Origin of the sequence: Variovorax sp. WS11 (genome assembly GCF_010499245.1) — a bacterium.
In the GTDB taxonomy this organism is placed as follows: Bacteria; Pseudomonadota; Gammaproteobacteria; order Burkholderiales; family Burkholderiaceae_C; genus Variovorax.
Genome location: NZ_JAAGOW010000004.1, coordinates 1,038,901 through 1,063,018 on the forward strand (window position 1 = coordinate 1,038,901; position 24,118 = coordinate 1,063,018).

General features: G+C 64.4%; 20 protein-coding genes and 4 pseudogenes. 11 read left to right on the forward strand and 13 right to left on the reverse strand.

The window, feature by feature from the left end; all coding sequences use genetic code 11:
* Nucleotides 1-14: 14 nt before the first annotated feature.
* The 4 genes and pseudogenes from GXN78_RS34370 to GXN78_RS34385 form a co-directional block, all read right to left on the reverse strand.
* Nucleotides 15-1,556 (reverse strand): metallophosphoesterase, encoded by a 1,542-nt coding sequence (locus GXN78_RS34370; protein WP_106560211.1) that lies wholly within the window; start codon nt 1,554-1,556, stop codon nt 15-17.
* Entirely contained in the window at nt 1,553-4,015 is a 2,463-nt protein-coding gene (locus tag GXN78_RS34375; protein ID WP_106560210.1) for a hypothetical protein, read from the reverse strand. The genes GXN78_RS34370 and GXN78_RS34375 overlap by 4 nt, the downstream gene beginning before the upstream one ends.
* 100 nt (nt 4,016-4,115) lie before the next feature.
* Nucleotides 4,116-4,247: pseudogene (locus tag GXN78_RS34380) on the reverse strand (SAM-dependent methyltransferase); the annotation flags it as partial.
* Nucleotides 4,248-4,675: 428 nt separating this feature from the next.
* Nucleotides 4,676-4,987, reverse strand: a complete 312-nt coding sequence (locus GXN78_RS34385) for a hypothetical protein (RefSeq protein ID WP_106560209.1) — start codon at nt 4,985-4,987, stop codon at nt 4,676-4,678.
* Between the two features lie 239 nt (nt 4,988-5,226).
* On the opposite strand from GXN78_RS34385, the gene GXN78_RS34390 reads away from it, so the two are divergent.
* Entirely contained in the window at nt 5,227-6,663 is a 1,437-nt protein-coding gene (locus GXN78_RS34390; protein ID WP_106560208.1) for a DUF6880 family protein, read from the forward strand.
* A 144-nt stretch (nt 6,664-6,807) separates the two neighbouring features.
* On the opposite strand, the gene GXN78_RS34395 is transcribed toward GXN78_RS34390, so the two are convergent.
* Nucleotides 6,808-7,065, reverse strand: a complete 258-nt coding sequence (locus GXN78_RS34395; protein ID WP_106560207.1) for a hypothetical protein — start codon at nt 7,063-7,065, stop codon at nt 6,808-6,810.
* A 79-nt stretch (nt 7,066-7,144) separates the two neighbouring features.
* Between GXN78_RS34395 and GXN78_RS34400 the strand changes: the two genes are divergently transcribed.
* Nucleotides 7,145-7,408 (forward strand): VF530 family protein, encoded by a 264-nt coding sequence (locus GXN78_RS34400; RefSeq protein WP_106560206.1) that lies wholly within the window; start codon nt 7,145-7,147, stop codon nt 7,406-7,408.
* Between the two features lie 9 nt (nt 7,409-7,417).
* On the opposite strand, the pseudogene GXN78_RS41695 reads toward GXN78_RS34400, so the two are convergent.
* Nucleotides 7,418-7,525 (reverse strand): annotated as a pseudogene (locus tag GXN78_RS41695) (3-oxoacyl-ACP reductase); the annotation flags it as partial.
* A 361-nt stretch (nt 7,526-7,886) separates the two neighbouring features.
* Complete coding sequence (locus GXN78_RS34410; RefSeq protein WP_106560205.1) at nt 7,887-9,251, reverse strand: ISKra4 family transposase; 1,365 nt, start codon at nt 9,249-9,251, stop codon at nt 7,887-7,889.
* 222 nt (nt 9,252-9,473) lie between these two features.
* On the opposite strand from GXN78_RS34410, the gene GXN78_RS34415 reads away from it, so the two are divergent.
* Together GXN78_RS34415 and GXN78_RS40975 are read left to right on the forward strand one after the other, a co-directional pair.
* Nucleotides 9,474-10,259, forward strand: a complete 786-nt coding sequence (locus tag GXN78_RS34415) for a DUF4158 domain-containing protein (protein ID WP_164256162.1) — start codon at nt 9,474-9,476, stop codon at nt 10,257-10,259.
* A gap of 126 nt (nt 10,260-10,385) precedes the next feature.
* A complete protein-coding gene (locus GXN78_RS40975) occupies nt 10,386-11,078 on the forward strand; it encodes a hypothetical protein (RefSeq protein ID WP_181360672.1) in 693 nt (230 codons plus the stop codon).
* A gap of 155 nt (nt 11,079-11,233) precedes the next feature.
* Here GXN78_RS40975 and GXN78_RS34425 read toward each other — a convergent pair whose 3' ends face one another.
* The 5 genes from GXN78_RS34425 to GXN78_RS34445 all read right to left on the reverse strand — a co-directional run bounded on the left by GXN78_RS34425 (nt 11,234) and on the right by GXN78_RS34445 (nt 16,297).
* Nucleotides 11,234-11,584, reverse strand: coding sequence for a MarR family transcriptional regulator (locus tag GXN78_RS34425; RefSeq protein ID WP_106560203.1), 351 nt, complete (start codon nt 11,582-11,584; stop codon nt 11,234-11,236).
* Between the two features lie 214 nt (nt 11,585-11,798).
* On the reverse strand, nt 11,799-13,250 hold the full coding sequence (locus GXN78_RS34430; protein ID WP_106560202.1) for a CsgG/HfaB family protein: 1,452 nt from the start codon (nt 13,248-13,250) through the stop codon (nt 11,799-11,801).
* A gap of 21 nt (nt 13,251-13,271) precedes the next feature.
* Complete coding sequence (locus GXN78_RS34435; RefSeq protein ID WP_106560201.1) at nt 13,272-13,928, reverse strand: hypothetical protein; 657 nt, start codon at nt 13,926-13,928, stop codon at nt 13,272-13,274.
* A 60-nt stretch (nt 13,929-13,988) separates the two neighbouring features.
* Nucleotides 13,989-15,125, reverse strand: a complete 1,137-nt coding sequence (locus GXN78_RS34440) for a hypothetical protein (protein ID WP_106560200.1) — start codon at nt 15,123-15,125, stop codon at nt 13,989-13,991.
* Nucleotides 15,116-16,297, reverse strand: coding sequence for a hypothetical protein (locus GXN78_RS34445; RefSeq protein ID WP_239143007.1), 1,182 nt, complete (start codon nt 16,295-16,297; stop codon nt 15,116-15,118). The genes GXN78_RS34440 and GXN78_RS34445 overlap by 10 nt, the downstream gene beginning before the upstream one ends.
* A 745-nt stretch (nt 16,298-17,042) precedes the next feature.
* Between GXN78_RS34445 and GXN78_RS34450 the strand changes: the two genes are divergently transcribed.
* Together GXN78_RS34450 and GXN78_RS34455 are read left to right on the forward strand one after the other, a co-directional pair.
* Nucleotides 17,043-17,495, forward strand: coding sequence for a hypothetical protein (locus GXN78_RS34450; RefSeq protein WP_164256165.1), 453 nt, complete (start codon nt 17,043-17,045; stop codon nt 17,493-17,495).
* 59 nt (nt 17,496-17,554) lie between these two features.
* Nucleotides 17,555-18,379, forward strand: a complete 825-nt coding sequence (locus GXN78_RS34455; RefSeq protein ID WP_164256168.1) for an NAD-dependent protein deacetylase — start codon at nt 17,555-17,557, stop codon at nt 18,377-18,379.
* Between the two features lie 128 nt (nt 18,380-18,507).
* Here the strand turns inward: GXN78_RS34455 and GXN78_RS34460 are convergent, their stop codons facing one another.
* Nucleotides 18,508-19,542 (reverse strand): IS630 family transposase, encoded by a 1,035-nt coding sequence (locus tag GXN78_RS34460; RefSeq protein ID WP_106561525.1) that lies wholly within the window; start codon nt 19,540-19,542, stop codon nt 18,508-18,510.
* A 364-nt stretch (nt 19,543-19,906) separates the two neighbouring features.
* Here GXN78_RS34460 and GXN78_RS34465 point away from each other — a divergent pair.
* From GXN78_RS34465 to GXN78_RS34485, 5 genes and pseudogenes are all read left to right on the forward strand, one after another.
* A pseudogene (locus GXN78_RS34465) lies at nt 19,907-20,065 on the forward strand (pentapeptide MXKDX repeat protein); the annotation flags it as partial.
* Nucleotides 20,066-20,114: 49 nt separating this feature from the next.
* Nucleotides 20,115-20,775: pseudogene (locus GXN78_RS41700) on the forward strand (thioredoxin family protein); the annotation flags it as partial.
* A 99-nt stretch (nt 20,776-20,874) separates the two neighbouring features.
* Nucleotides 20,875-21,522, forward strand: coding sequence for a peptide-methionine (S)-S-oxide reductase MsrA (gene msrA / locus GXN78_RS34475; protein WP_239143067.1), 648 nt, complete (start codon nt 20,875-20,877; stop codon nt 21,520-21,522).
* 51 nt (nt 21,523-21,573) lie between these two features.
* Nucleotides 21,574-22,005 carry a DM13 domain-containing protein gene (locus GXN78_RS34480; protein ID WP_106561334.1) on the forward strand — a complete coding sequence of 144 codons (432 nt, stop codon included), beginning with the start codon at nt 21,574-21,576 and terminating at the stop codon, nt 22,003-22,005.
* A gap of 563 nt (nt 22,006-22,568) precedes the next feature.
* Entirely contained in the window at nt 22,569-24,101 is a 1,533-nt protein-coding gene (locus tag GXN78_RS34485; protein WP_106561343.1) for a recombinase family protein, read from the forward strand.
* Nucleotides 24,102-24,118 lie beyond the last annotated feature (17 nt).

Sequence of the window (24,118 nt, forward strand, 5' to 3'; positions counted from 1 at the left end):
GCGTATGACGGCATCTACTGCCCGAGGCACGGCCCGGTCGATGCGGCGAACGCGCCGTCACCCGATTTCGACCACCGCACGAGCGTCGCGTCCGGCGTTGCTTGATAGGGCTTGACCCAGATGGCGTTGTAGCAAGCGGGCAGGTCCTCCGGCTGAAGGTCCAGGACCGTCCGTCCGGCCATCTCGGGTTTCGCCAGGATGGCCGCGATCTGGGGCGGCGACGCCACGCGCTGGAACGCGCCCGTGTTGGCGTGCTTCAGGGTGACCGAGCCACCCTTCATCTCGCCCAGCGACAGGGGCGTCGGCTCGAACGCACTGTGCGTGTGTGCAAACACGTACAGCGCCACCGGCCCCGGCCTGCGCGGGAGGCGGGGCAATTCCTGTGTCAGATACATGACCTCCAGTTTTTCCCTGCCGAGGGCCCAGTTCTTGTAGATGGCGCCGAGCTGTCCGGTGGTGGGGCACTCGGTCGCGCCCTCGATCTTCGACTTCGTGATGCAGATCGCATCGATGTCCTCCTCGCTGAGTGCCTTCGGATCGAATTCCAGCCCACCATTGGCCAGCGCCTCGGTCGCTGCGGCATACAGCTCGGGCTGCTTCTTCAGGGCCTCGACGAAGAACGCAGGCGGCTGCTCCTTCACCTTGGTGTGGTCCCATACCGGGGCCTTGCCCGGGTCTCCCAGGAGGATGCCCGCTTGCCGTGTGGATTGCTGCCAGAGAAGGAACCGGAACAGCTTCCGCATCGCAACCACCTTCTGCGAACGGTTGGCCTGCTCGAGTGCGTAGTTGATGCCGGTCATCTCGTCCGAGAGGTTGTCGACGATCGGGAAGACGAACTCGTACTGGTTGTAGAACTGTTGGACCATGTTCTCGCCCCAGGGCTTGCGCAGGCGCTGGACGCCGTCGTTCGTGACGAAGGGCGCGGGCCAGTCCTTGAACGTGTTCAGGTCGTCGAACTGGTGGCCGTGGTCCGACAAGATCGCCCCGTCCGCACTGATCCAGTAGCCGGCCCGCATCACCGACACGGGCTGGCCTTGGAAGGGGCGCAGCAGGCGCGCGCGCACCTTGGGGAACAGGAGCGCCGCATCGTGGTTCCCGGGAATGAAGAACACGCGATTGCGCCCCTTGCCCGCAAACCGCCGGACAGCATCGACGAAATCCGGATGCGCATTCAGCACGTGCTCGAATCGCGCCAGCGCCTCGTCCTCGGTGCACCCTCTCTCGGAATGGGCTTCATTGCAATCGTCGATCCTGCACTGCGGGTTGGAGAAATCGCCCGAGCAGACCATGGTCGGCGATTGCCACAACTCGAAGGTGTCTCCGACGAAAACCATGTCGGTGCCGGGGCCCGGCTGGCCGCCTGCCCAGTCGAGGAACGAATCGAAGTCCGCCTGCCAGCGGAAGTCCTCGACCTGCTTCCACTTCTTGCCTTCCTTGCCGGCGCCGACGTGCAGATCGCTGACGAAGAACACATGGCGATCGCTCGCCGCCCATGCCGGTGCCAGGCACAGCATCATCGCCAGAAGGGCCAGCCAGCGCAGCAGGTTCGTCATCATGTGGGTTGGTCCTCGTCGTTGTCGATGGGCGTTGCGGTGGCCGGCAGCAGGACCGGCGCGCCTCCCGGGTTGGGCGCGCAGATATGCTGGAACGGGTTGCCGATCAGCAGGTACTTGAGCGCCGAGCCGGTGTAGTTGAAGAGCCCCGGCTTGTCCCCGGTTTTGGCGAACAGGCAGCGCGTGGTCAGCGCATGCGCCTGGCCAATGGTCAGGTCGTCCTGATGCTCCGCGAGCACCGAAGACATGCACACCAAGTAGTCCCCGGCCAGGTCGCCGCCGATGGGTGAGGTCGTCGCCACGATGGCCGCGACGCGGCGTTCTGCCAGCGATCCGATCGGCGTGCCGACGTCGATCTCGTCCATGGCTGTGTCGCACGCATTCAGGATCGCAATCGAAGAGCCCTGGAAGTTGCGCCGGATGCCGCCCGGCCCGATTCCGGCCGTGTTCTTCGCCAGCGAGAGGGAGCCGCTTGCGTGATGACCGAGGTAACTCAGCACGAAGGGCAGGTTCTTCGAACGCTCGTCCGGCGCGAAAAGCCACGTCTTCAGCGGTGAGAGCTCCAGCGTCTGCAGCTGAACGTGCGTTTGCCAGCCCGCTGCCATCGGCTTGAGTCCGTCGAGCGCCTTGATGAGTGCCTCATCCTTGAGCTGCGTCGATGCGGGCAGCGCCAGATACCAGTCGCGCGGGCACGGGCGGCTGGCGCTGTAGTCCTGGTCGGTCAGGCTCAACGACAGCGCGAACCGTTCGCCCAGGTAGATGGGCGTCTGCCCGGGCTCCTTGGCGATGCCCATGGCACCGATCGGCAGGACTGGAGCCGCGTGCTTGCGCTTGAGGCCATCCTTGACGATCTGGACCACCATCGACGGTGGCAGCTTCGCGGCAGGATCGTTGGCGGTGTCGACGATGATCTGCCTGGCCTTCGCCGCCCTTCGACTGTTTTCCTTGGCATCCCGCAGTGTGAACGCGCCTTCTTCGACGTCGTCGAACGGATTGAACAGCGTGCTCCCGAACTCGGCGCCTTTCTCCAGCAGTGCCTGCGCATTGGCGTTGTCGCCGATAGTCTCTCGATAGCCCTTCGAGGCCCTTTGCAGCGCTGTCAGGTCGTATTTGCTGATCCAGGTGGTGACGTCGTAGTCGCCGCCCTCCTTCAACGCAGGCGAACCGGTCTTCCGGTGGTAGAGCTTGGCTGTCAGGCTGGTATAGGCGGTGCCCTCGGCCTCCCCTCCGAGGGCGTCGAGCACCAGCACAAGATCGGCAGGAGGCGCGCCGGCGGGACGAAAGTAGCCTTGTGGGCTTGCATCGACCGCGACGCTGTTCGGCCACGGCACCCCCGACTTGAGGCTGATCACCATCGACTGCACCGGCAGTGCCGTGCGCTTGTCGACGATGGTCACGCTGGCCTGGTGCGTTCCTGCGACCAGGATGCGGAAGTCGAAGCCGAACTCCGCAATCGTGGCTTTCTGGATCTCCGCGTCCGTCACGGTGGTTGTGCCGGCAGCACTGGCGTAGCCCGATGACCGGATGCCGTCGAGGTCGATGGTCATCCCCAGGCGCCTGGCATTCATCGGGATCCGCAGCCGCTGTTCGTCCGACGGCGTGATCAGCACATCCAGCTCGAGCAGCTTGCGCGAGCTTTCGGCCAGCGCAGCCTCGAGCGTTTCCTTCAACGCGGGGGATGCGCTCACCACGGCCACGCCTCCAAGGACAGTCGACAGGTCGAGCGTCGACAACCGCAGATTCAGATGATGAAGGGCTTGCAGGTCGAGTTCGCCCGTTTCAGGCCGCGGCCTGGCTCCCTGGGTCGCTGGCGCGGCAGGTGTCGCAGCAACAGGCGGCGAAGGACGCGTGAGCCAGTAGTTCCACACGACGGGTTCGTTGTCGCTCGCACCGGGCGTTGCGGTGGGTGTCTGCGTTTGATCCTGGGAGGCCACCGATGCCGTGCCGGTGTCTGGCAGCACCAGTGCGGCGGGCGGCGGTGGCGCCACTGCCGCCATCCATGTCTCGCGCTCGTCGGTGGCTGCCGCCCGGGCCACCGCACGCTCTGTCTGGCGGGCACGCGCCTGCTCAAATGCTCTTGCTTGCGCGGCACGCCGCGCCACGGCTTCCGGTGCCGGGCCGACGGCCGCAACAGGCGGCGGCGCGGGCGCGAGGTCCCGCGGCGGCTGGGTGGTAGTGCCAGGAACCGAGGTCGGCGGCGATGGCAGCGTCTGGGTCGCTGGCCCGGTGGGGCGCGGGGCAGTGGAGCCGGTGTCGCGATCGGGCGCGCCGCGCGACGCCAGCTCGGCCTCGTCCTTGTCGCGCTCTGCAACCGGAGGCCCCGCAGTTTCCGGTGGCTTCTGCCCTGGAATGATCTGCGGCACGAACAGAAACAGGCCGATCACCAGCAACGCAACAGCCCCGAGCAAAAGCAGTGCGTTCGGTGGATGCAGATTCTTGACCTTGGGAATTGCGATGGACATTCTTTTCCCCCTCGGCAGCGACGTCCCGCGTCGCTGCCCGATGCTAGCAAGCAAGCGGGCCCGTGTCCTCCTTCGTTTGAAGGGGTGAGCCGCGTTCCAGCTATCCCGCCGCTACGATCACATGCGCCTGGCTCTTGCCGGCCACTGGACCTTCGCCATGACGGCTGGCGATCGCCTCCGTCGCGAGGTCCGTCGCGAACTGAAGCAGGCTGGCATCGCGCGCCTCGATCTCGCGGAGCGCCACTTCCCGCCTTCAACAGCGGTCATTGCGTAGGTTGAGTTCTGAGCTAGTTCGGCCACGACAACTGCGATGTCCGCAATCCGATCCAGTCCGGTCGTTCGCGCCACGCGAGCGACAGAGATTCAATGACCGCGAATCGGCTTAGACCGTGCGCATGACGTTCCCGTGCCAGCGGCGGCAATCGCTGCGAAGCAGGCTGTCGCGCGCCATCATTCACGGGCAACTGCCCTCCCCACATACTGCATTGCCAACCCCTCACGCTGGGAGCCGCAGACCCGCATCACCGGTCATCTCACAATGGGCGGGCATGTTCACGATGACGGCGGGCGGTCGTGGCGTGGCGGTGGTGGCGGTGGCAGCGGGGCCTGCACCCGCACCTCCCAGCCGAGCTCCGCGCCCCTGCTAACGCCCTGTCCGGCTTAGAACGCGCTAAACACCGCCGAGTTGGCCGCAGCCTGCCCCTGAGCGTTTTCGAGCGCCCGGATCATGCCGCGCAGGCGCTCGCACTCGCGCTCGAGCGAGGTGATCCAGGCGCGGGCGTGCTGGGCTTCGTTGACGGCCTGCGCGTTGAGGGTGGAGAGCCCCCAGCGGCTCTCGAACCACAGCGTTAGATAAACCGCGCGCGGGGCGTTGCCGCTGGCCGCGTAGCGCTGCAGGGTGCGCAGGCTCACGCCCAGATGGTGGGCGATCTTCTTGCGCGGCTCGGTTTGGTCGGCCAGCAGAAAGTCCAATGGCGGCAGTCGTGCAGTCGTGCGAACGAGGGCGCGAGGAAGGGCATGGCAAGGCTCCAGCGAGGGGTGACGTGCGCGAAGGCCGGCGGCGCCGGCCTTGCAAGGCCATGTCAGTTTGTCGCGGTGAGGTGGCGCCCTCTTCTGCCCTGCCGTTCGGGCTTTTCAGGCTCCATGGGGCCATTGACATAACGGCGAATGGCGGGCCCGCGATCTGTCGCTGTTGAGACAATACGGCCGTCATGCCGAAAACCCCAGCGGAGTCCCTCGAAGCCTTTGTGCATCGCCAGCCGGCTTTGAAGCTGGCGGCTGTTCTGCTCGAACTGGCAGAGGTCGACGAAGCGGTCAAGGAACGTCTGCTTCGGCTTCAGCTGGCCGACCGACCGGACAAGCTGGCCGCAGGCTTCCGCAAGACGTTGATGGCCTGGCAACGCTCGACCCAGTACTACAGCTACCGCGACGCGCCCGCGTATGGCCAGATGCTCCAGGCGTGGCTGGACCAAGTGGGACGTGAATTGGTCCCAAAGGATCCCGCGGCCGGCCTGGCCCTGTTCGAGGCCTTCATTAAGACGGACGAGGTGTGGTTCGAACATGCCGACGATTCCGCAGCCGACATCGGGAACACGATGCGCTCAGCATGCCGCCACTGGCTGCAGGCCGCAGCACTTTGCGAAACGCCCCCGGATGCCTGGCCCGAACGGCTCATGGGGTTGTACCTCGCAGATGACTACGGAGCTCGGGAAGAATTGCTGCGAAGCGCAAACCTGCTTCTTCCGGAGCCGGGGCTTCGCACATTGATTGCTCGCTTCGAATCACGGCTGACCGATGTTCTCAGCGGTGCACCCAAGTCGCGCGGCCTGCCTCACGAGGTGTACACGATCTCTGCGGCGTTGTCGCTGTTGTCTGAGGCACTCGGCGATCCGGATGTCATAGTCCGCGCGGTCTTGCGGTACAGCCCCGAGCCCAATGCCCTGCAGCGGGAGTCCTTTGTTCAGGCCTATTTGCGCGCCGAGCGTCCGGATGACGCACTGACATGGTTGCGGGAACCCTGGAACGACAGGGAAGACGACCGCCGGAGTCTGCTCGCGCACGTGCTGGAGCGACTGGGCCGCTTCAAGGAAAGCGTCCCAGTTCGGCGACAGGTGTTCGAGCGCAGCCCCTCGTTCTTCTACCTGCAGTGCTGGTTTGCGCATATGCCGGACGGCGATCGCGCCGAAGCGGAGGAATGCGTCCGGCGACTCGCGGTGAAACACGAGGATCTGGTAACGGCCGCGAGCCTGTTGATCGAACTGGGGGACGTCGAAGCGGCCGAAATAAGGGTGGTGGCGGACGCGGACCGTCTCAGTGGCGAGTACTACGGCTCGCTGGAATCATTGAGTAAGGCGTTTCGGACACACGCGTGCTGGCTCGGCGAGACAGTCGTATATCGCGCACTGCTGCTGGGAATCCTCGATCGCGCGTACGCGAAGGCCTATCGCCACGGCGCCCGCTACTGGGCGCGGCTGGGCGAGATCGCCGCCTCGAGCCCAAACCTGGGATTGCTGAAATCGCATGAGAGCTTCGTCACGGAGGTCCGATTGCGGCACGGACGCAAGCACGCGTTCTGGGCGCAGGTGGACGCCAGCGGCGACGGCGTCTCCGACATGGAAGATGGTCGCGACGAAGGGTTAGAGTTCTGAAGGCAGAGTTCCTCATCTCTAGATCCGCCGCGCGATCGTGGCGTGCCTGCCGAGCACCCTATCGCGGGGCCCGCACTCAACCCCGTCTTCGGGCCAACGGTGAGTACGTCGCATTGACGGTAGCAAAGCAGTACGGCGTAAGGGCTAATCCGGAACGAACTTCGCCTTGAACTTCGCAATGTCATCCGCCTCTTCCAGGGTCACGAGTTGGCCCATCTTGCCGTCGGAGAGTCGGCAGGCGGCGAACAGGCTGTAGCGGCCCCTTAGGGCATAGCTTGGGAGGTCGATCAGCGCGTACGGCTGCGGCACGAACACTTGATGTTCAAACACGACCCGGTGCACGTTGCGCGGCGAGGGGAAGAGCTTGTAGTCGGTGGTCTCGAAAGACCTTGCAGTAGCCATCTTGCAATTCTCGCTCCAATGTTCGCTATGGCGGTCTTCCGCCCACGGCGGTCGATGCGGGGGGGTGCAGAATGTCCCCATGCAAGACGCCTCTCCCCATCCAGCCCAGCCGCGGAACCACCTGCACGGCGTGACGCTCGAGGCCATTGTTCTCGCCCTGCAAGCCCGCTACGGATGGGACGATCTCGCGGTGCGAATACCGGTGCGCTGCTTCTCGCACGACCCCAGCGTCAAATCGAGCCTGAAATTTCTGCGCAAGACGCCGTGGGCACGAGAGAAGGTGGAAGGGCTTTATTTGTACATGCTTCGGGAAGACAGGCGCAGGCAGCGGCTTCCTGACTGAGAGCGCATTTCAGACGCAGCGCGCGGTCATGCCGCCGCCGACCACCAACTCGGTGCCAGTGATGAAGCGAGCATCGTCGCTCGCCGGGAACAGCGCCGCGCTGGCGGTGTCGCGGCCATACGTCTCTCGTGCCTGGACTTGGCAGTAAGTGGCACTTGCGCGCGGCGCCGACCTGACTCGCTCGACGCTGGCGGCGCGGCACGCAGAAGGCGCAGATGCCGGGCAGTTCCACGACCGCGATTTCGCGGTCCCCTGCACGTCGACAGGAACGAGGGCCTGGTGTTGCCCGCGCGGAACACAAGGCCGCGAAGGCCAAGGCAAGGGACATCCTGCGCCTGTGATGGTCTGACGGGCCGCCGAGAGGAGCCAGCAAAATGTGTAAAGTAACTCGTTGATTTCATTGCGATTTTCTCCACCCGACGGATTCAGATGTGATACGGCGCCCCGATGGGCGGCGAGAGCGGTCGATTTGGTGGGGTCACGCCAAGAGTGACAGTGTTGGGTCATTCGAGGGAAATGCTGGATACCAGCGGGCGAAATCATCGCGCAGTTGGCCATCGACGACGCGCACCCGCACCTGCAGCAGGAGGTGCGCGCTGCGCTGATCCCACCGCATCTGCTGCGACTTCGACATGCGCTTGTCGATGATCTGGTTGACCGCAGACTCCACAAAGGCGCTCGAGATGCGTCGGCCTGCTCGATATCGCCGTCCATAGTTGGGCAGCGAGTCCGAGTTGTTGCGCAGGTAGCCGAGCAGTTCGAGGGTGAGCTTTCGGATCTGACGCGCGGCCGGCTTGCGACACGCTGTCGACTTGCCCAGGACGTAGAGCATGACGGCGAGGCGCCGCGTCGCTTCCTGTGCTCGACCATGCCACAGCCGCCATTTCAATCCGCCGACCAGCCCGGACAACCAGTCGTGGTCAGCAGTTCTGAGCTGGCTGGCCGTTGGCCGACCATGTACCAGGGCATTGAGCTTTTCCACCCTTCGTCGCAGGTGGTACCAGTCCAGGATGTGCCTCGCGCGCGGCAGCGTCGACAGTTGCCACTGGCGAAGTTGAATCTCACCGTCGGTGAAGACCTCCATCGAGCTGTCGTGTTGGCCGAAAGCAGCCAAGACACCTCGCACGCGCTCGTGCGAGTTTGGATCCACGGTTCGAACGAACGCCACGCTGCGCTGACCAACGTCCACGCGCATGGCTCGGCCGGCTACGACCTCGAACGATTTCTCCTCGTCGGGGTGGCAGAGCCGCAGGTATCCGCCGTCCAGACCAACCGTGGTGACGTTCGATTTGCTCGCCATGCTGGCAACCTCTGGCCGGGGCTTGAGCCCCTGGGCATCCAGTCGGCGTCCGATGCGCAGCGTGTGCTCTCGCACCGTGCTTGGCGCGTTGGCTGCGGCCACCGGAAGCAACAGCTCCAGCAACTCGGATGATCTGGCGTAGGGAATCGTGGCGGCCAAGCGGCTCTGGACGTACTCCAGTTCTGCCGACAGCCAGGGCCGGCGGTGAATAGCGATTTCAGCGGGGGCAGAGCATGCGCAGCGCTGCCACCTCGGTACTCGTACGGCAACCCGGCCAAACAAGCTGCGGTAATGGACTTCGTGGTAATCCTTGACGGCGCGATTCAGGCCGCAGGCGTCGCATCGCCGCTGGCTCTTCGAGATCAGTTCGATCTGCCGCTTGACAATCTGGGACTGCAACTGCGCGAGGGCCGCTTTGCCATTCGCCAGGCTCAAGCCCAGCGTCTCGATGCTCGGTCGCGAATCCAGTTCCAGCGTGAGCAGCGGCTCCGGATCCGAATCGACCTCTCCTTCACAGACCGCCAGACTGAGCTTTATGCGCATGGCCAAAATCTCCAAGCGAGCAGGGACGACATTCTCTGCCGGCGAGGGCGGCGCCTCTGGCCGTGACACAATGTTAGTGGCTGCCCACCCCACCAAATCGAACGCTCTCGTCGTAGTTGTCGCCGACGCCCGCACGCTTTCGACGGGGTGACAGGAACCCGCAGCCACAACGCGCGCCGAAGGAGTAGATTGGCGGGCCCCATCCCTATGGAGGATCCTGCCGTGACGTTCGCCCAGCGCTTCATTGGCGCGGAGACCCTTCCCGCCAGGATGTCCGAGCTCGATGTCCAACAGTTCTTCAGCCTGAGCAAGCACGACATCTCCGGGGTCTGCGAACGTTTCCGCGACGACCGCCGCGTCGCAGCAGCCATCCAGTTGCTCTTTCTGCGGGCGAGCGGCCGCCCGATGGACCGATTCGCCACGGTACCGAAGGTCCTGCTGCGTTCAGTGTGCGAAGCGTCGGGGTCGCTCAGCGTGAGCATCGCCAGCCTGCGATCACTCTATGAACGTCGCCAGACGTTGTACGAGCACCAGGCCTGGGCCCGCATGTATCTTGGCCTGGGCGACTTGGATGAGGTCCAGTTGCAGAAGCTCGAACAGGTTCTCGCGGTCGCTGCCCTCGAGGCCGCTCACCCCGACGACCTGGTGCGAACCGCACGCATCTGGCTGTACAGCAGGCGAATCATCATTCCGGGCTCACGCCGAATTGCCGACTGGGCCCGCAAGGCATTCGACGCCACGGAGGCGGCTATGGCCGCAACGATCGAGGCGGCGATTGGGAAGGCGGCGCTGCGCCAAGCCATCGACTGGGCCTATGCACCCTCCCCCGCGACCTCGGGCAGCCATCTGGAGTGGCTCAAGACGCCACCCCAGCGCAACGCCCCGAGCACGACCGTGGATACACTGGAGAAGATCCGCGCTCTCAAGACCTTGGGGGTGCACAACTGGGCAATGGATTCCATCGCATTGGAACAATGTGATCGCATATTTTGGACGGTAGCTTTGTAGCCGTAAAAGTGAGCCCGCCCGCCAAGTGATTCGGGACATTGCAACCCTGCACGTCATGACAAAACGCCTATAGGACCATGCATGCCTAACGCTTACTCTAGGTAGCAAACTACCTGAGGAGCTCTAATGAATCTTCGTCCGTACCTTGCACTTGCCGCATTGACTCAAGTGGTCGGTTGTGCCTCTATCGTCAGTGGCGCCAACCAAAGCGTGACAGTCGAGACACGATCTGGCGGTAGCTCTGTCGCTGGAGCGACCTGCAAGCTGGTGAACGACAAAGGAACGTGGTACGTCACCACTCCGGGTTCAACGACGGTTCATCGCAGCTACGAGAACCTCGGGATCAGTTGCCAAAAAGCTGCTTATGAGCCTGGCACCACCTCGGCTACGTCGAGCACAAAAGGCATGGCATTCGGAAACATCCTCTTTGGCGGGCTCATCGGAGTCGGCGTCGACGTGGCGACCGGCTCAGCCTACGACTATCCAGCGCTCATTACGGTAGCGCTGGAGCCGGGACCCCAGCCTGCTGGCACGCTGGATCAAATCCTTGGCGCGCGCAGCACTGTCCCTTCGCAGGTCGCGCCGACGGCGTCTTTCGTCATTCCCGACAGATCTCCCGTTCCCCATTCCACGTTGATGGGTACTGCAGGCGGCGCTGCAGGTGCAGAACGCCTGGCAAAGGATCATCGTTGCGCCGAAACGCCATACGCCACGCTGTTCTCAAAGAGCACCATCTTCGAGACGTACACCGTTCCGTGTGCCAACGGCACACTGATGGCGGTGCGATGCGAGTTCGGCAAGTGCGTTCTTTTGCAATAGCAACCGCAGCACTTTAATAATATTGAGGCAATCGGCTAGATGACTGGCCTGCTCTATGGTGTAGAAGACACCAATCGCCTGAAGACTCGCATAGATGCTAGGTCTCCGGCGGAGAGGGTTGGGTTCGAATACGCGGCACGATGCCCACCAGCGGACTATTTCTTTCGCGCGACCTTGTCGATCACCTGCCCCAGCTTGGCGAAATACGCACGGGCCTGAGCCGTCGGAACGATGTACTTGATGCGACTGTCGCCGTGATCGTCGGCGAAGGTGATGAGGCCTTTCTCGCGCAGGGACCGCAGCCGGCGGTGCACCGTCGTTGGTGACGACGCGACATCCAGGTCCATGGCCTCGAGGACTCGCACGCTCTCGCCTGCTGCCCATTTCGCCGCCAAGCCATTGAGAATCCGTTCTTCCATCGCGTCCATCGACGGGATGTCGCGAAGGGCGCGAGCCAGGCGGACGAATTGCAGATACGTTGCGGCGGATCCTGCGGTCTTGAGCATGGCGGCGCGACGAGCGGGTTCGGTTGAAACCATCCGAGCCAAACCTTGAAGGAAGCAGGCCGAACGACAGCGCCTGCACTGCGAGCAGGCGCGGGAGATCATGCGCGCTGGCTGCCCCGAAATCAAGGCAGCAGCCGGCCGCGGGCTCTTCCAGTCGCCCCCTCGCGGGGCGCCCAGGCCGCTGCAAAAGGCAGGGCCGCGGGCCCCGCCATGCTCACCACTTGTCGTCGTTCTTCGCGGGTGCCGCGGCCGGCGCGGGACGGGGTTGCACGACCTTGCCCGTGGACGCCGCCGCGCCCACCACGGCTGCCGCTGCCTGGGGAGCCGTGCCCTGCGGCTCTCCAGCCGCAGGGGCTGCGGTCGGCTGCGCCTTGGCAACTGCGACGTTCTTGAGTTCGTCGCGCAGCTGCAGCCCGCCCACCGGGAGTTGCTCCAGGTTCGAGCGCACGTTCTCCAGCCGGCCATAGGACAGGTTCGGTGTCACGCGTTCAATCACGAGCTCGCAGCACGGCTGCTCGACGCGTCCCAGGCTTTGGCCGGTCTGCGGGTCTTTCATCTCCGCACCCATGGCGACCATCTGGTAGCGGCTGCCCTCCTTCAACGCCTGGCCGCCCTGGCTCAGCACCACGTTCGTGCCATCGCGCGAGACGACGGTCACGGGGAAGGTGCGTCGCAGGACCGAGGTCACCACCTGGTTCACCATGTCGGTGGTCATGTCCTCGAGGATCTTGTGAGAGTCCACGCCGGCGCTCAGCGTGGTGGGCGCCACGGAGGGGGCCTGGCCTCGCAGCGAGTCCGAGGCCATCACCTGGCGGGTGGCCACGTTCACCAGCTTCTCCGTGAGGGCCCAGCCCCCGGAATAGCTCACGAGCTCGCGGTCGCTGGTCTTGAGCTGGCGCGCATGGCGGTTGTACGCCAGGCTGCTGACGCGCCCACTCCAGATGATGTCGGCGCTGGCGGCCTGCGACAGCTTGGCCAGCTCGGCACTGGGCGCCTGGCCGGTCTTGATCATGTCCAGCTCGCCCTCGATGTCGGCGCTGAACTCGCGGTCCAGGACTGCGAAGCGGCCGGTCTGCACCAGCGCGTCACTGATGCGCTGGCGAATCGTGGCGCCGACCTCGGCCGAGGACACGGTGCGGTCCCCCATGGGCAAGCTGGGACCGTCGAAACGAATCTGCCCGATGACGACCTTCAGCTTCTGCATCTCCGCAGAAGGGGTGAATTTGGCGATCTGGGCCTCGATGGTCGCCTTGTAGCGCTTGCCCCCCAACACGGAAGGCTCCTGCAGTTCGACCAGCTTGAAGTTCTGGATGACGCCGCCGGAGCGCTGGGCGACGACTTCGGCGAAGGCGTTGGCGCGCAGCGATGCGGCGTCCTGATCCAGGCTCACGTCCAGGCCGTACTTGGCCGAGACGCTGGCGGATTGAAGGGCTGCGCCGTTGACCTGGAGCAGCGCGAGCTTCATCGCTTCGGCCACGGCCTCCCCGGCTGTGGAGCCGAAGCCTTGCGCGGTCGCGGCGACGTTGCCGACCTTCCCTGCATCGGGCACGGGCGCAGCCACGTTGGTGGCTGCCGGTGCCGCCGGCGCCTTTTCGGGCTCCTGCTTGCCGCACGCGGCCAGGAGGGCTGCCGCGGCGACCGCGGTCACGCACAGGAGTTGGCGCATCGGGAGATGGTTCCTGGCCACTTACAGAGCGGCCGCTGCGGCGCTGGCGTCAGAGGGCACTGGCACGCCGCTGGACTGAGCGAAGGACACGGCGTTCCTCATGGCGCCGGAGACGCTCGTCATCGCGTCGGGAAACTTCGTGACCACATAGACGGCCGATTGCAGCTTGGGCAGTTGCAGGGGCGAAGCGCCCTTGAGGCCGTTGCCCATGTTCGTCACGTCCTTGCCGACCGCCACGTACTTGGTCACGCCGGTGGCCAGCAGCACCAGGCCCTGGCTGTACACGGCCTTGGACTGGGCATCCATGGCGGGCTGCGTCGCAATTTTCTTGGCAACGAGGTCCGTGGAAGTCGCCACTGCCTTGTTGGCGGCCTCGGCGTTGTCCTTGGTCGCGCCTTCCTGGAAGCTGTCTGCTTCTGCCTTGACCTTGGCCGCCTCGTCCTTCAGACCGAGTGCCTCGGCCAGCTTGGCGTTGGCATACAGGACGTCCTTGCTGGCTGCCACGTAGCCGCGCACCAGGGCGTCCTGCTGGCTCGGCAGGTCGGCAGCGGGTGCTGCCGCGCCGCTGGACTTGCTCACGCCCGGGATCGAGGGCATCGAAAACTGGGCATGTGCCGCGCTAGTCAGGGCAGTGGCCAGGATGGCGGCTGCAGCGATGGTGGTGTGAGTTCTGTTCATGAGCTGGAATCCGTTCGAATGCTTGTTGTTGATAGGAAAAAATGCGTCTGACACCCAGATCTACTGCACGCGCAGGGCCGTGATCTGGCTGGTCAGTTCGCGAGCGGCGTTGTTGGCCGCCAGCTTGAGTGCGTTGCCGCGTGCTTCGTCTTCCGAAGGGCCGATCCCGGCGTACTGCACCGGGCCGACGGCGGCCTTGGTTTCAGGGAAGGCTTGCGTCACATCGAGCAGCTTGGCATTGACCGTGACCGACACACGCACCAGGCCGGTCGCGGGATCCTTGTCGGCGGCGCCTACGTCCAGCGTGCCGTAGGCGAGGTACGGAATCTTGGCATTGCGCATGCCCGTGACCATGGACTGCAGCGTCGCCGACTGGAGGTCGTTGCCCGACTGGTAGTCGTTCTCGACATTGGCGACCTTGAACGCGCCGCCGGACATCGGTTCGATGTAGGCGGCTTCGGCGACCCGGAAGCCCGCCTTGCTGAACAGGCCGGTGAAGACCTGGTTCAGGTTGGCACTGGGAATCAGCCGAAAGGTCGCCTCGCTGGCGCGCTTGACCGTGCTGCCGCCGGTCTCGATCGTGCGCGTGCGGTTGGCGGCGATGTCCGTCTTGCTGGAGGTCGACTCGTTCGTGCGGATCTGGCCGCCGCGGATGGACTCGCCTTCGGCGCCCGTCCTGACGTTCGACTCGGATCGGCCGCCGCTCACGCTGTCGTCGACGCGCTTGTAGACGCGGTCGTCGAAGGACTTCACGGAGGCGACCTGCCGAGAGACGAACAGGAAGGCCAAGGGCGACTTCTCGGTGGCACCGGCCTTGGCCACCGCCGAGTTCGACTTCACCAGGTTGCGCAGGTTGGCCACGTTCAGCGCCACGCGCACGGCCACCGTGTATTGCTTCTTGTCGGCGCTGTCTTCCTCTCCGAGGACCGTGGACTCCAGGATGTACCGGTCCGGGCTGGAGATGATCTTCTCGCGCACGGCGTCGAAGTTCTCGGACTCGGACTCCCCGGCCTCGGCGTAGTAGAACTCCACCGCCTTGAGCTGGGCGGCCTGGGTGGCCTTGGCCTTGTCCTCGGCCGTTGCACTCCTGCCTTGGTAGGTCACGGTGGCCTTGCCGCGCGCCTGCTGGACCTGGGCCATCGAAGTGATGGCGAAGCACGCCAACACGGCCAACGTGAGATTGCGGATTACTTGCATTGCTGGATCATTTCCTTGGTTTTCAGGAGCTGGGAGGTGATATCGGGCGCAGACGCTGCGGCCTTGAGCCAGGAAGCCTGGTCCTTGCCGGCCATGGCTTCGGCCACGCGCCGGAAGAGCGCGTTCCAAGAGTCGTAGTACGCCGGGAAGTCGTCCACGTAGGTCTGGGTAGCCGGCACGACCTTGGTCTCGCCGTTCTTGAACGAAGAGTCCAGGTAGCGGGTGCCCATGCCCGGCAACTCGATCTTCACCGTGGCAAAGGTGCCGTAGATGAAGCTGCTGCCTGCGGGGACCTGGCCGAACTGGACCTTCTTCACGTTGGTCAGGTCCACCGAGATCGCGTAGTCGGGTTCCGGCAGCTTGAGGTTAAAGACCGTGCCGTCGGAGACGCGCATCGGAAACACATTCCCGACCGCATAGCCCTTGGTGTACGGGATGATCGGAACGCCGGCGCGGGTCGAGATCGCCTCGCTCACCATGTCCGCTGCCCAGGTCTGCGCGACGCCGGGACTTTCCTTCAGGTAGGCGGGCAGGCTCGCCGAGACGGCGTCGCTTACAGTAACGTCGGTCACCTTGAGGAAGCGCGACACCTGGGAGGGAATCGTGGCGTTGGCCAGAACTTCGGCATAGCGCGCGAAGATGCCGGGTTTGCCCGCTGCCCCTTCGTAGACGCTGCGCACCCGCGCAAGCATGTCGTCTTGCGTCGGCTGACGGTCGAAGACGTCGATGTAGGCAAAGCTGAGCGGATACGAGCGGATGACCGTTTGCGTCTTGAAATCGAAGAACAGTGCCTGCCCGCGAATGAGCACGAACAGCTTGTGCAGCTCGCCGAAGGTCTCGACGGACACGGTCTCGGAGTTCACCACGAGGGAGGTCACGATCGCCTGGTCGCGGCCCTTCAGTTCATCGATGAGGCCGGGAAGAACTTCGAAATTGCGTGGCGCGGCCCTGGCGATCGCGGCGCGGATCTGGGCATCCACGCGAGCGTCGGCCGCCTCCAGGCGCTTTTCGTATTCGCGTGAAAAGGGAAAGCGCTTTTCGAGGGATGCTGCGTCACCCGCGTAGGCCAAGCCGGCGAACGCAACCTGGGTGACCTGTGCAGACGAGATGATCGGCAGCAGCGCAGCAGCCGAGAGCAAGCATGCGCAAAGCGCGCGAACAAAACTTTTCAAACAGAGGTCTCCAGTCACTATCGAGATTTCGCCGTCCGCGCAAGCCTTGACTGGAAGGACCCATCGAAAACGAAGGTTCCGGATTCAGCGCTCACCGCATCGATGTTCGTAACGCCGATGTTACATGCCATTTTGGCAATCATTGCCAAAATGACGAGCGAATTCACATCCCGATGGTGACGTGCGGCATTTGTCACGGAAACTTGGAGATTGGTGCTCCAGCACAAGCGCTTGATATCGAAGACCTTTCGAATTTTCGGCGGTTGACCGTGTCAATCTCCGCCGAAAGGACCATCACCCCTGTGGCGACGTCGTTGGCGCTGGCCGTCAGATGGCGTTGCCCCTGTTCATCGCGGAGAACGGCAGCTTAAACTCCTCGAATTTTGGCCATCGACCGTCGTCTGTGGGGCTGCGGATTCAACCGGTCGTCTTCATTGTTCTCGATGCCACAAAAGCGGCCTTTGCCGACACTGATCCCGCTGCATGTAACACGCTTACGCGGATGCAGCCATATAAGTTCGATGTGATACCAAGCGCCTTCACCAGCGGACCAATGTGACCCAGTCGGACGGCATTCTCCACGTGGTCGACAAGATGCTGTTGCCGAAGTGAGGCACAACGACGGGCGCGGCGCGGTTCCGTGCGGCGCGGTCACTACACTCTTCGGTGTCGTCAAAGCACGCAACGCCTGCCGCGCGCCACTGGCGCATGAACCCCAACACGCCGCCCCACGAAAGGCAACGCCATGTCCCTGACCGACAAGCTCCAGATCCCCACGGCGAACGCGGACGGCAGCTTTGCCGCGCCGGTGCCGCCGCCGGCGGATAGCGCGGCCGACGCGCTGCGCGACGCGCAGGCGCAGCACGCGGTGCTGGCCGAGCAACTCGACGCGGTCAACGAGTTGCTGGCCAAGCCGCTCAACGAGATTCTGGCAGACCGCGAACACTTCAAGGAATCGGCCGCTGCGTGGGACGCCTTCGGCGCCATGTGGATGCTGTCGCAGCGCGCGATGAAGCGCGTGGCGCTCGACCTCGCTGCGCAGCTCGGCGTGAGCGAGGACGAGGTGGTGGCCCGTGCGCTGGTGCACGCCAACGAGGTGCTGAACGGCGACGGCGTGGATCTGGGCGGCCTCCTTGCCGAGGCTCAGCTCGCGCACATCGCCAGGCACAAACCCCTGCTGCGCAAGCAGTTCCGCTGAACATCGCGGAGAGCCCCGCCGCCTGCGCGGCGACGCCGGCCGCCGTATGCTCGGTTGCCATGGACGCCTCCACCTCGCTCGCCGATTTCGCCGCGCGCCATCCGCGCCTCTTCGTGCTGACCGGCGCCGGCTGCAGCACCGACTCGGGCATCCCCGACTACCGCGACGTCAACGGCGACTGGAAGCGGCCGTCGCCGGTCACCCTCCAAGCTTTCACCGGCGACGAGCTCACGCGCCGCCGCTACTGGGCACGCAGCCTCGTCGGCTGGCCGACCATGGCGACAGCCCAGCCTGGCGCCTCGCACCGCGCGCTGGCCCGCCTCGAGGCCTCGGGCCGCGTGGGACTACTGCTCACGCAGAACGTCGACGGCCTGCACGCCGCCGCAGGCAGCCGCCAGACCATCGACCTGCACGGCCGCATCGACACCGTACGCTGTCTCGGCTGCGAGACGCGCACGCCGCGTGCCGTAATGCAGCAGTCGCTGCGTGCGCGCAACCCCGCGTGGGCCGCACTGGAAGCCCGTGCCGCGCCGGACGGCGATGCAGACGTCGAAGACCAGGATTTCGCCACCTTCGACGTGCCGACCTGTCCGGTCTGCGGCGGCATGCTTAAGCCCGACGTGGTGTTCTTCGGCGAGAGCGTGCCGCGCGAGCGCGTGCAAGCCGCCTATGCGGCACTGAGTGAAGCCGATGCCGTGTTGGTCGCCGGCTCGTCGCTGATGGTGTATTCGGGCTTACGGTTCGTGCAGGCGGCCGTGGCCGCAGGCAAGCCGGTGGCGGCGATCAACCTCGGACGCACGCGTGCCGACGATCTGTTGGCGTTGAAGGTCGCGCAGCCGGTGGGCGAGGCATTGACGGCCCTGGCGGAGCAGTTGGTGGCATGAGCGTCAAGGCTCAGCGATCGACGTGGCGACCGCTGCCACTGGTGCGGCATGGTTCACATCGATAAGTGGTTGTCGCGCATTGGGCTTTTCAAGATGACCGAATGAAGGGGGCTCTCCCCTCGCATTACTCATAGGTCAGAAATATAGGAGACAGATGGATGCCTGAAAAAGGAACGAACCAAGGCGCTGTCTTCGGCGATGGCCTGCAGTTGACCGTCAACTCGGCACTGCAGCTTCTCGCCCGCTTTCAAAGGCGAGCGAGCAACTCCTGTGCGCTTGGCATGGCTCCAGACCAACTCGTCGGGATTCAGGTCAGGCGCATAGCCGGGCAAGAAGTGCAGCGTGAGTTTGCCGGCGGTGCTGGCTACGTATTCCTTCACGATGGCCTTCTTGTGCGCGGGAAGTCCATCCACAATCAGGCGCACCGGCTTTCTGCGCTTTCGCATCAACTGTTTGAGCAATTCGACAAACAACTCACCAGTCAACGCGCCGGAATAAGTCGCAAACCAGAAAGCGCCCTTTGCGGTGACGGCGGACGCCGCGCTGATGCTCTGACGCTGCCCCGGCCGATCAATGACGGGGGTCTGTCCTTTCTTGGCCCACGTCTTGCCATGCACCGAGTCGGCTCGGAATCCGGATTCATCCCAGAACAAGATTTCCGCCTCACTGGCTTGCGCCTCGGTGGCAATCGCGGGAAAGATCTCGCTTTTCCATCGAGCAACCGCAGCGGGGTCGCGCTGATAGGCGCGTTGCAGTGGCTTTTGCGTGGTCAGCCCCAAGCGTGCAAGCAGCGCGCCAATCGAGGCGAGCGACAGGCTCACTTCAAAGCGCGCGAGCAGAAGTTCTTGGACGATCTGCCGGGTCCACAGTCCAAAGTCAAAGCCGTACTGATCGGGGCGCTTGCCATTGACCCATCGAAAGACTTGCCGCTCCTGGGCGCTGGTGAGCTTTCGAGGCCGCCCCGTCCCTTTGGTCGACCGCAGAGCCTTCAGTCCACGGCCACGTCCGCGCGCCGCCGCTTTGCACTTGTACGCCCACGATCGGTTCATGCCAAAGGATGCGGCCACAGCCGCGGGGTGCTCTCCCTCGTTCATGCGCTGAACAGCCACAACACGCATTTCCTCAAGCGTGTTGTGGGCCAGAGTGCGACCGTCTCGTTTCATCAGCCATTGGACTCTATGAGGCCGAGCAAGTTTCACAATCGTCCGCTAAATTACTGACTCATGAGTAAGCCGCTGCGTATTGCGGCCCCGGCGTCCTGTCCGGCGCCTGCTGCCCACCGTTGGCGCACCTGTTCGGGACGGACACTTTCCCTGTGAGAAAACCATCCACATCCACTGTCTGCGGGTGCGGCCGTGAGCACCTGGGTCCGCATACAGATAGAGGACCCTGGCGGCTACTGGCCAAACCAGGCTACAACTGGTTCGGCGGCAGCTGAGTCCCCATGGCGGACTCGGCGTTGTTGAAACGCGCGGCCGCGTTCGCTTGAACCATGCCATTTGAAACCTGACCCTAGAGGACACAGAAATGAACAGGCTCACCGCAACCCTGTTGGCCGCCTGCATGGCCGTCGGCTCCGTCTCGGCCTTCGCCGCAGACGAGATGAAGAAGGATGGTATGGCCAAGGACGGTATGAAGAAAGACAGCATGGCGAAAGGCGGCATGAAGAAGGACGAGATGAAGAAGTAGCGGCCACGCGCGCCCGGGGAGATCAATCGTGATCCTGTTCACCCTCCTGACCGGCGTCACGGCGGTCGCGCTCGGAGTCGACACCGGCCTGCTCGCGCGGGTGTCATCGGGCAGCGGCGGCGCGTCGGTCGAGAAGAGCCTGTTCCAGCGACCTCGCCCCCTCCCATGGAGAACGCGCCGGCTGCCCCGCTGCGCACGGCGGCGCCCGTGCGAAGCGGCTTCATGACCGTCTAGGCCAATGCCGTCGGCGCTCAGCTCCCAACGCTTCCGATCGAGGGGCCGATGCCACCGCTCACCGGCGCCGTCGAATGGCTCAACTCGCCACCGCTCACTGCCGAGGCGCTGCGCGGCAAGGTGGTGCTGGTCGACTTCTGGCCTACTCGTGCATCAACCGCCTGAATGCGCTGCCTCACGTGCGCGAGTGGCACCGCAAGTACAAAGACCAGGGCCTGGTCGTGGTCGGCGTGCTTCACCCGAGTTCGCCTTCGAGAAAAGCATCAACAATGCGAATCGCGCGGTGGAAAGGCTCGAGGTCGCTTTTCCGGTGGCGATCGACAACAACTACACCATCTGGCGCGCCTTGGGCAACAACTATTGGCCGGCGCACTACTTCGTCGACGCCAAGGGGCCGCATCCGCTTTCATCACTTGGGCGAAGGCGAGTACGAAAAATCGGAGCAGGTGATCCAGCAACTCCTGGAAGAATCACGCAAGGCCGATATGAAGAATCCATCGAACCCCGGTTCGCCGCGACGTCTCGCAATTGTCGCGCTCGCGCTCCTCGGCGGCGCGGCGGTGTGGCATGCCATGCCCTCGCTCGCAGCGGAGGCGGCCGTGGTCATTCCGGCGCCGGCGGAGGATCTGGCCGCCGCGCCAGGCGCTGCATCGGAGACGGCCGTGATCGCCGGCGGCTGCTTCTGGGGCGTGCAGGGCGTTTTCCAGCACGTGAAGGGCGTGACCAGCGCCGTGTCGGGCTATGCCGGCGGCGATGCAGCCACGGCGAGGTACGGGGCGATCGGCTCGGGACGGACCGGCCACGCGGAGGCCGTTCGCATCACCTACGATCCGCGGCAGATCAGTTATGGACAACTGCTACAGATCTACTTTTCCGTCGCGCACAACCCGACCGAGCTGAACCGCCAGGGGCCGGACAGCGGCACGCAGTACCGCTCGGCGATTTTTCCGGCGAATGCCGACCAGGCGAGGGTGGCCAAGACCTACATTGCGCAGCTTGACAAGGCCAAGGTGTTCGGCAGGTCGATCGCCACCACTGTCGAGCCGACGAAGGCTTTCTACCCGGCGGAGGCGTATCACCAGGACTACATGACGCGCAACCCGCGGCAGCCCTACATCGTGATCAACGACCTGCCCAAAGTCGACAACCTGAAACGCGTATTTCCCGACCGCTATCGCGCCGAGCCTGTGCTGGTGGGTGCCACCGGCACCTTGCAGTAGCGCAATCGACGCGTGAAGAGGATTCTCCTTCTTATCGTCTCGCATGCGGTCATGGCGGGCCTGGGCTTTGGCGCGGGCATCTATGCCTTGCCCATCCTTACGGCGCCGCGCGCACCCGCGCAGGCCGATGTCACTGCACTGGCCGCACAAGCGCAGTTCACCGGCCGATTCAGGCGCGACTTGACAGACAGCGATGCCCTTCACTGGGGTGAAGGCACGGTGGCTGTGAGCCGCAGCGCGGTGTCACTGCAAGGCAGGGTTGCGCCCGGGCCCGACTACAAGCTCTACCTCGCGCCGGAGTTCGTCCAGACCGAGGCCGACTTCCTGCGGCTCAAGCCGAAGATGCTGCGCGTGGGCGACGTGAAAACCTTCGAGAACTTCATCGTGCCGATGCCGGCATCGGCCGATCCGGCGGCCTACAACACGGTCATCGTCTGGTGCGAATCGTTCGGTCAGTTCATCACCGCGGCTCAGTATCGATGATGGCGTTGTTGGAGGTCGCGCGTTAAGTGCAAGCGGATGGGCGGCGCTACTGGCCCAGAAACCTTGTTCACGTCTGGAGCAGCGCGACGCGGGCCCTGCCTCCTGCACACAGGCGACTCGACGCCTAAGGTCTGGCGCGTACCCACGGAAGTCCACTCAAGGAATCGGCCAGTACAGCGACGGCTCCAACGCGGTGCAGCCCTTGGCTGGGGCGTGCAAATTCGCTGTCGGCTGGCGTCCCGGCCACTGTTCTGCAGCAGCGGGCCAATTCCGTGTGTTCGGTTTCCTCCGAAGCGGCCGCTCAGTCAAAGGCAATGGACTCGATGATTGCACGCGCCTCTGCGAGCTTCCAATACACTGGACTCGCGGCCGCCGCTCCTATGCAATTCACGAGGGCCACGTCCTGCCCGTTGCTTGGGTAGTGTTGGCGTACGCCGTCCACCGGTCGGCGGCGGGGTAACTTTGTCGCTTTGCAGTTGCGCAACTTGCGAACGAGCGCTAGCGTGCGGCTTGTGGCCCACCTCGACCAAGAGCAAGTTACGCGCGCCGCAGCCTACGTTTGCATGTCCAGTGACCGACAAGAGCTGTCCATCGGCACGCAGTTGGCCGCGATTCATGCCTATGCCGAGGCGCACCACATGGAAGTGATCCGGATCTACGAAGATGCCGCCAAGAGTGGGCTGCAAATCTCGAACCGGGAGGGCATGAAGCGCCTCTTGAGAGACGTGCTGGACGAGCCTCGGCCTTTCGACGTGGTCCTGGTCTACGACGTGAGCCGCTGGGGACGCTTCCAGGACATCGATGCGGCCGCCTACTACGAATACACCTGTCGGCTGCACGGGGCCAAGGTGATCTACGTCCAGGAGGCCTTTGGCTCGGACGAGGAACCCATGACCGCGCTCCTGAAGACGCTCAAGCGCGCCATGGCGGCGGAGTATGCCCGTGACCTGGGCGTGAAGAGTCGTGCCGGCCAGGACCGCGCAGTTCACCTCGGCTACCAGATGGGACCTCTCCCCTGCATTGGCCTGACACGCGTCGCCATTGACCGATTCGGCAATAGGCGGCCGCTGGCTCGCGGACAGTCCAAGGCCATGCAGAGTGAGCGGATCGCGTGGGTGCCTGGTCCGCCGACGGAAGTCGCGTTGACCCGCCGGATCTTCGGCATGTACGCCGACACGAACGCCACGATCAGGGGCGTTGCCCGTCAGCTGCGTGCGCAGGGGCTGGTCGCACAAAACGGGCGGCCGTTCACAGAATCCAGGGTCCATCGACTCCTGCGCTGCGAGGCGCTGGCCGGCAATTTTGTGTGGGGCAGCGAGCGCTACACCGCAGCCCCGGCCATGAAGAAGCGTCCCGCCACGCGCGCGAACCATGTGATCGAGCCGGTGGTCTCGGCAGACCTGTGGAAACGGGTGCAGGACAAGCTGTGGACCCGCCGCCGACTTCGACGAGACAAGGAGCAGTTGATCCAAGTGCTTCGCGACAGGCTGGCTGAGCACCCCGAGCTGAACGCGCTCGATCTCGAAGCGTTGGGTCTCCGTTCGAAGAAGGCCTATACCAACGCATTTGGGTCCGTGTCACGCGCGCTGGAGCTGGCTGGCCGTGACCCCGTGGCAGTCCGAGCCCTCCACGAGCGAAGAAAGCTGATCGGCAGAAAGGTGGGCGACCGCATGACCTCCGACATCGCGAACTTGCTGCGGCAGCTTGGAATGGACTGCCGGGTACACCCCCGAAGCCGGGTGCTGGTGTTGGGAGAGACCGTGAAGATCCGCCTGCAGGTGCTCTGGCCACGAACTTACCGGGGCGTTCAGCGGTGGCATGTACTGAAGTCGCGGCGGCCGATCGCGCACCTGGTGCTGCTCGCCCAGATGGATAACAGCGAGAGCGCGATCCGGTTCGTACTGCTCGATCCCAAGGAGTATCGGGACACGGCGCCGTGGCTCGATGAAGAACTACCTCCGTACCTCGAGCCGATTGCCACGGGCGTGGAGCTTGCCCAGGCCGTGCGCGTCAGACTGGCTGGCGTGATGCTGCCGGCCATTTTCTCTGGCGGCGTCGAGACTTATGCGGAACCTCAAGTCACGGCGAACCGGTAGATCGATCATCGGGCCTG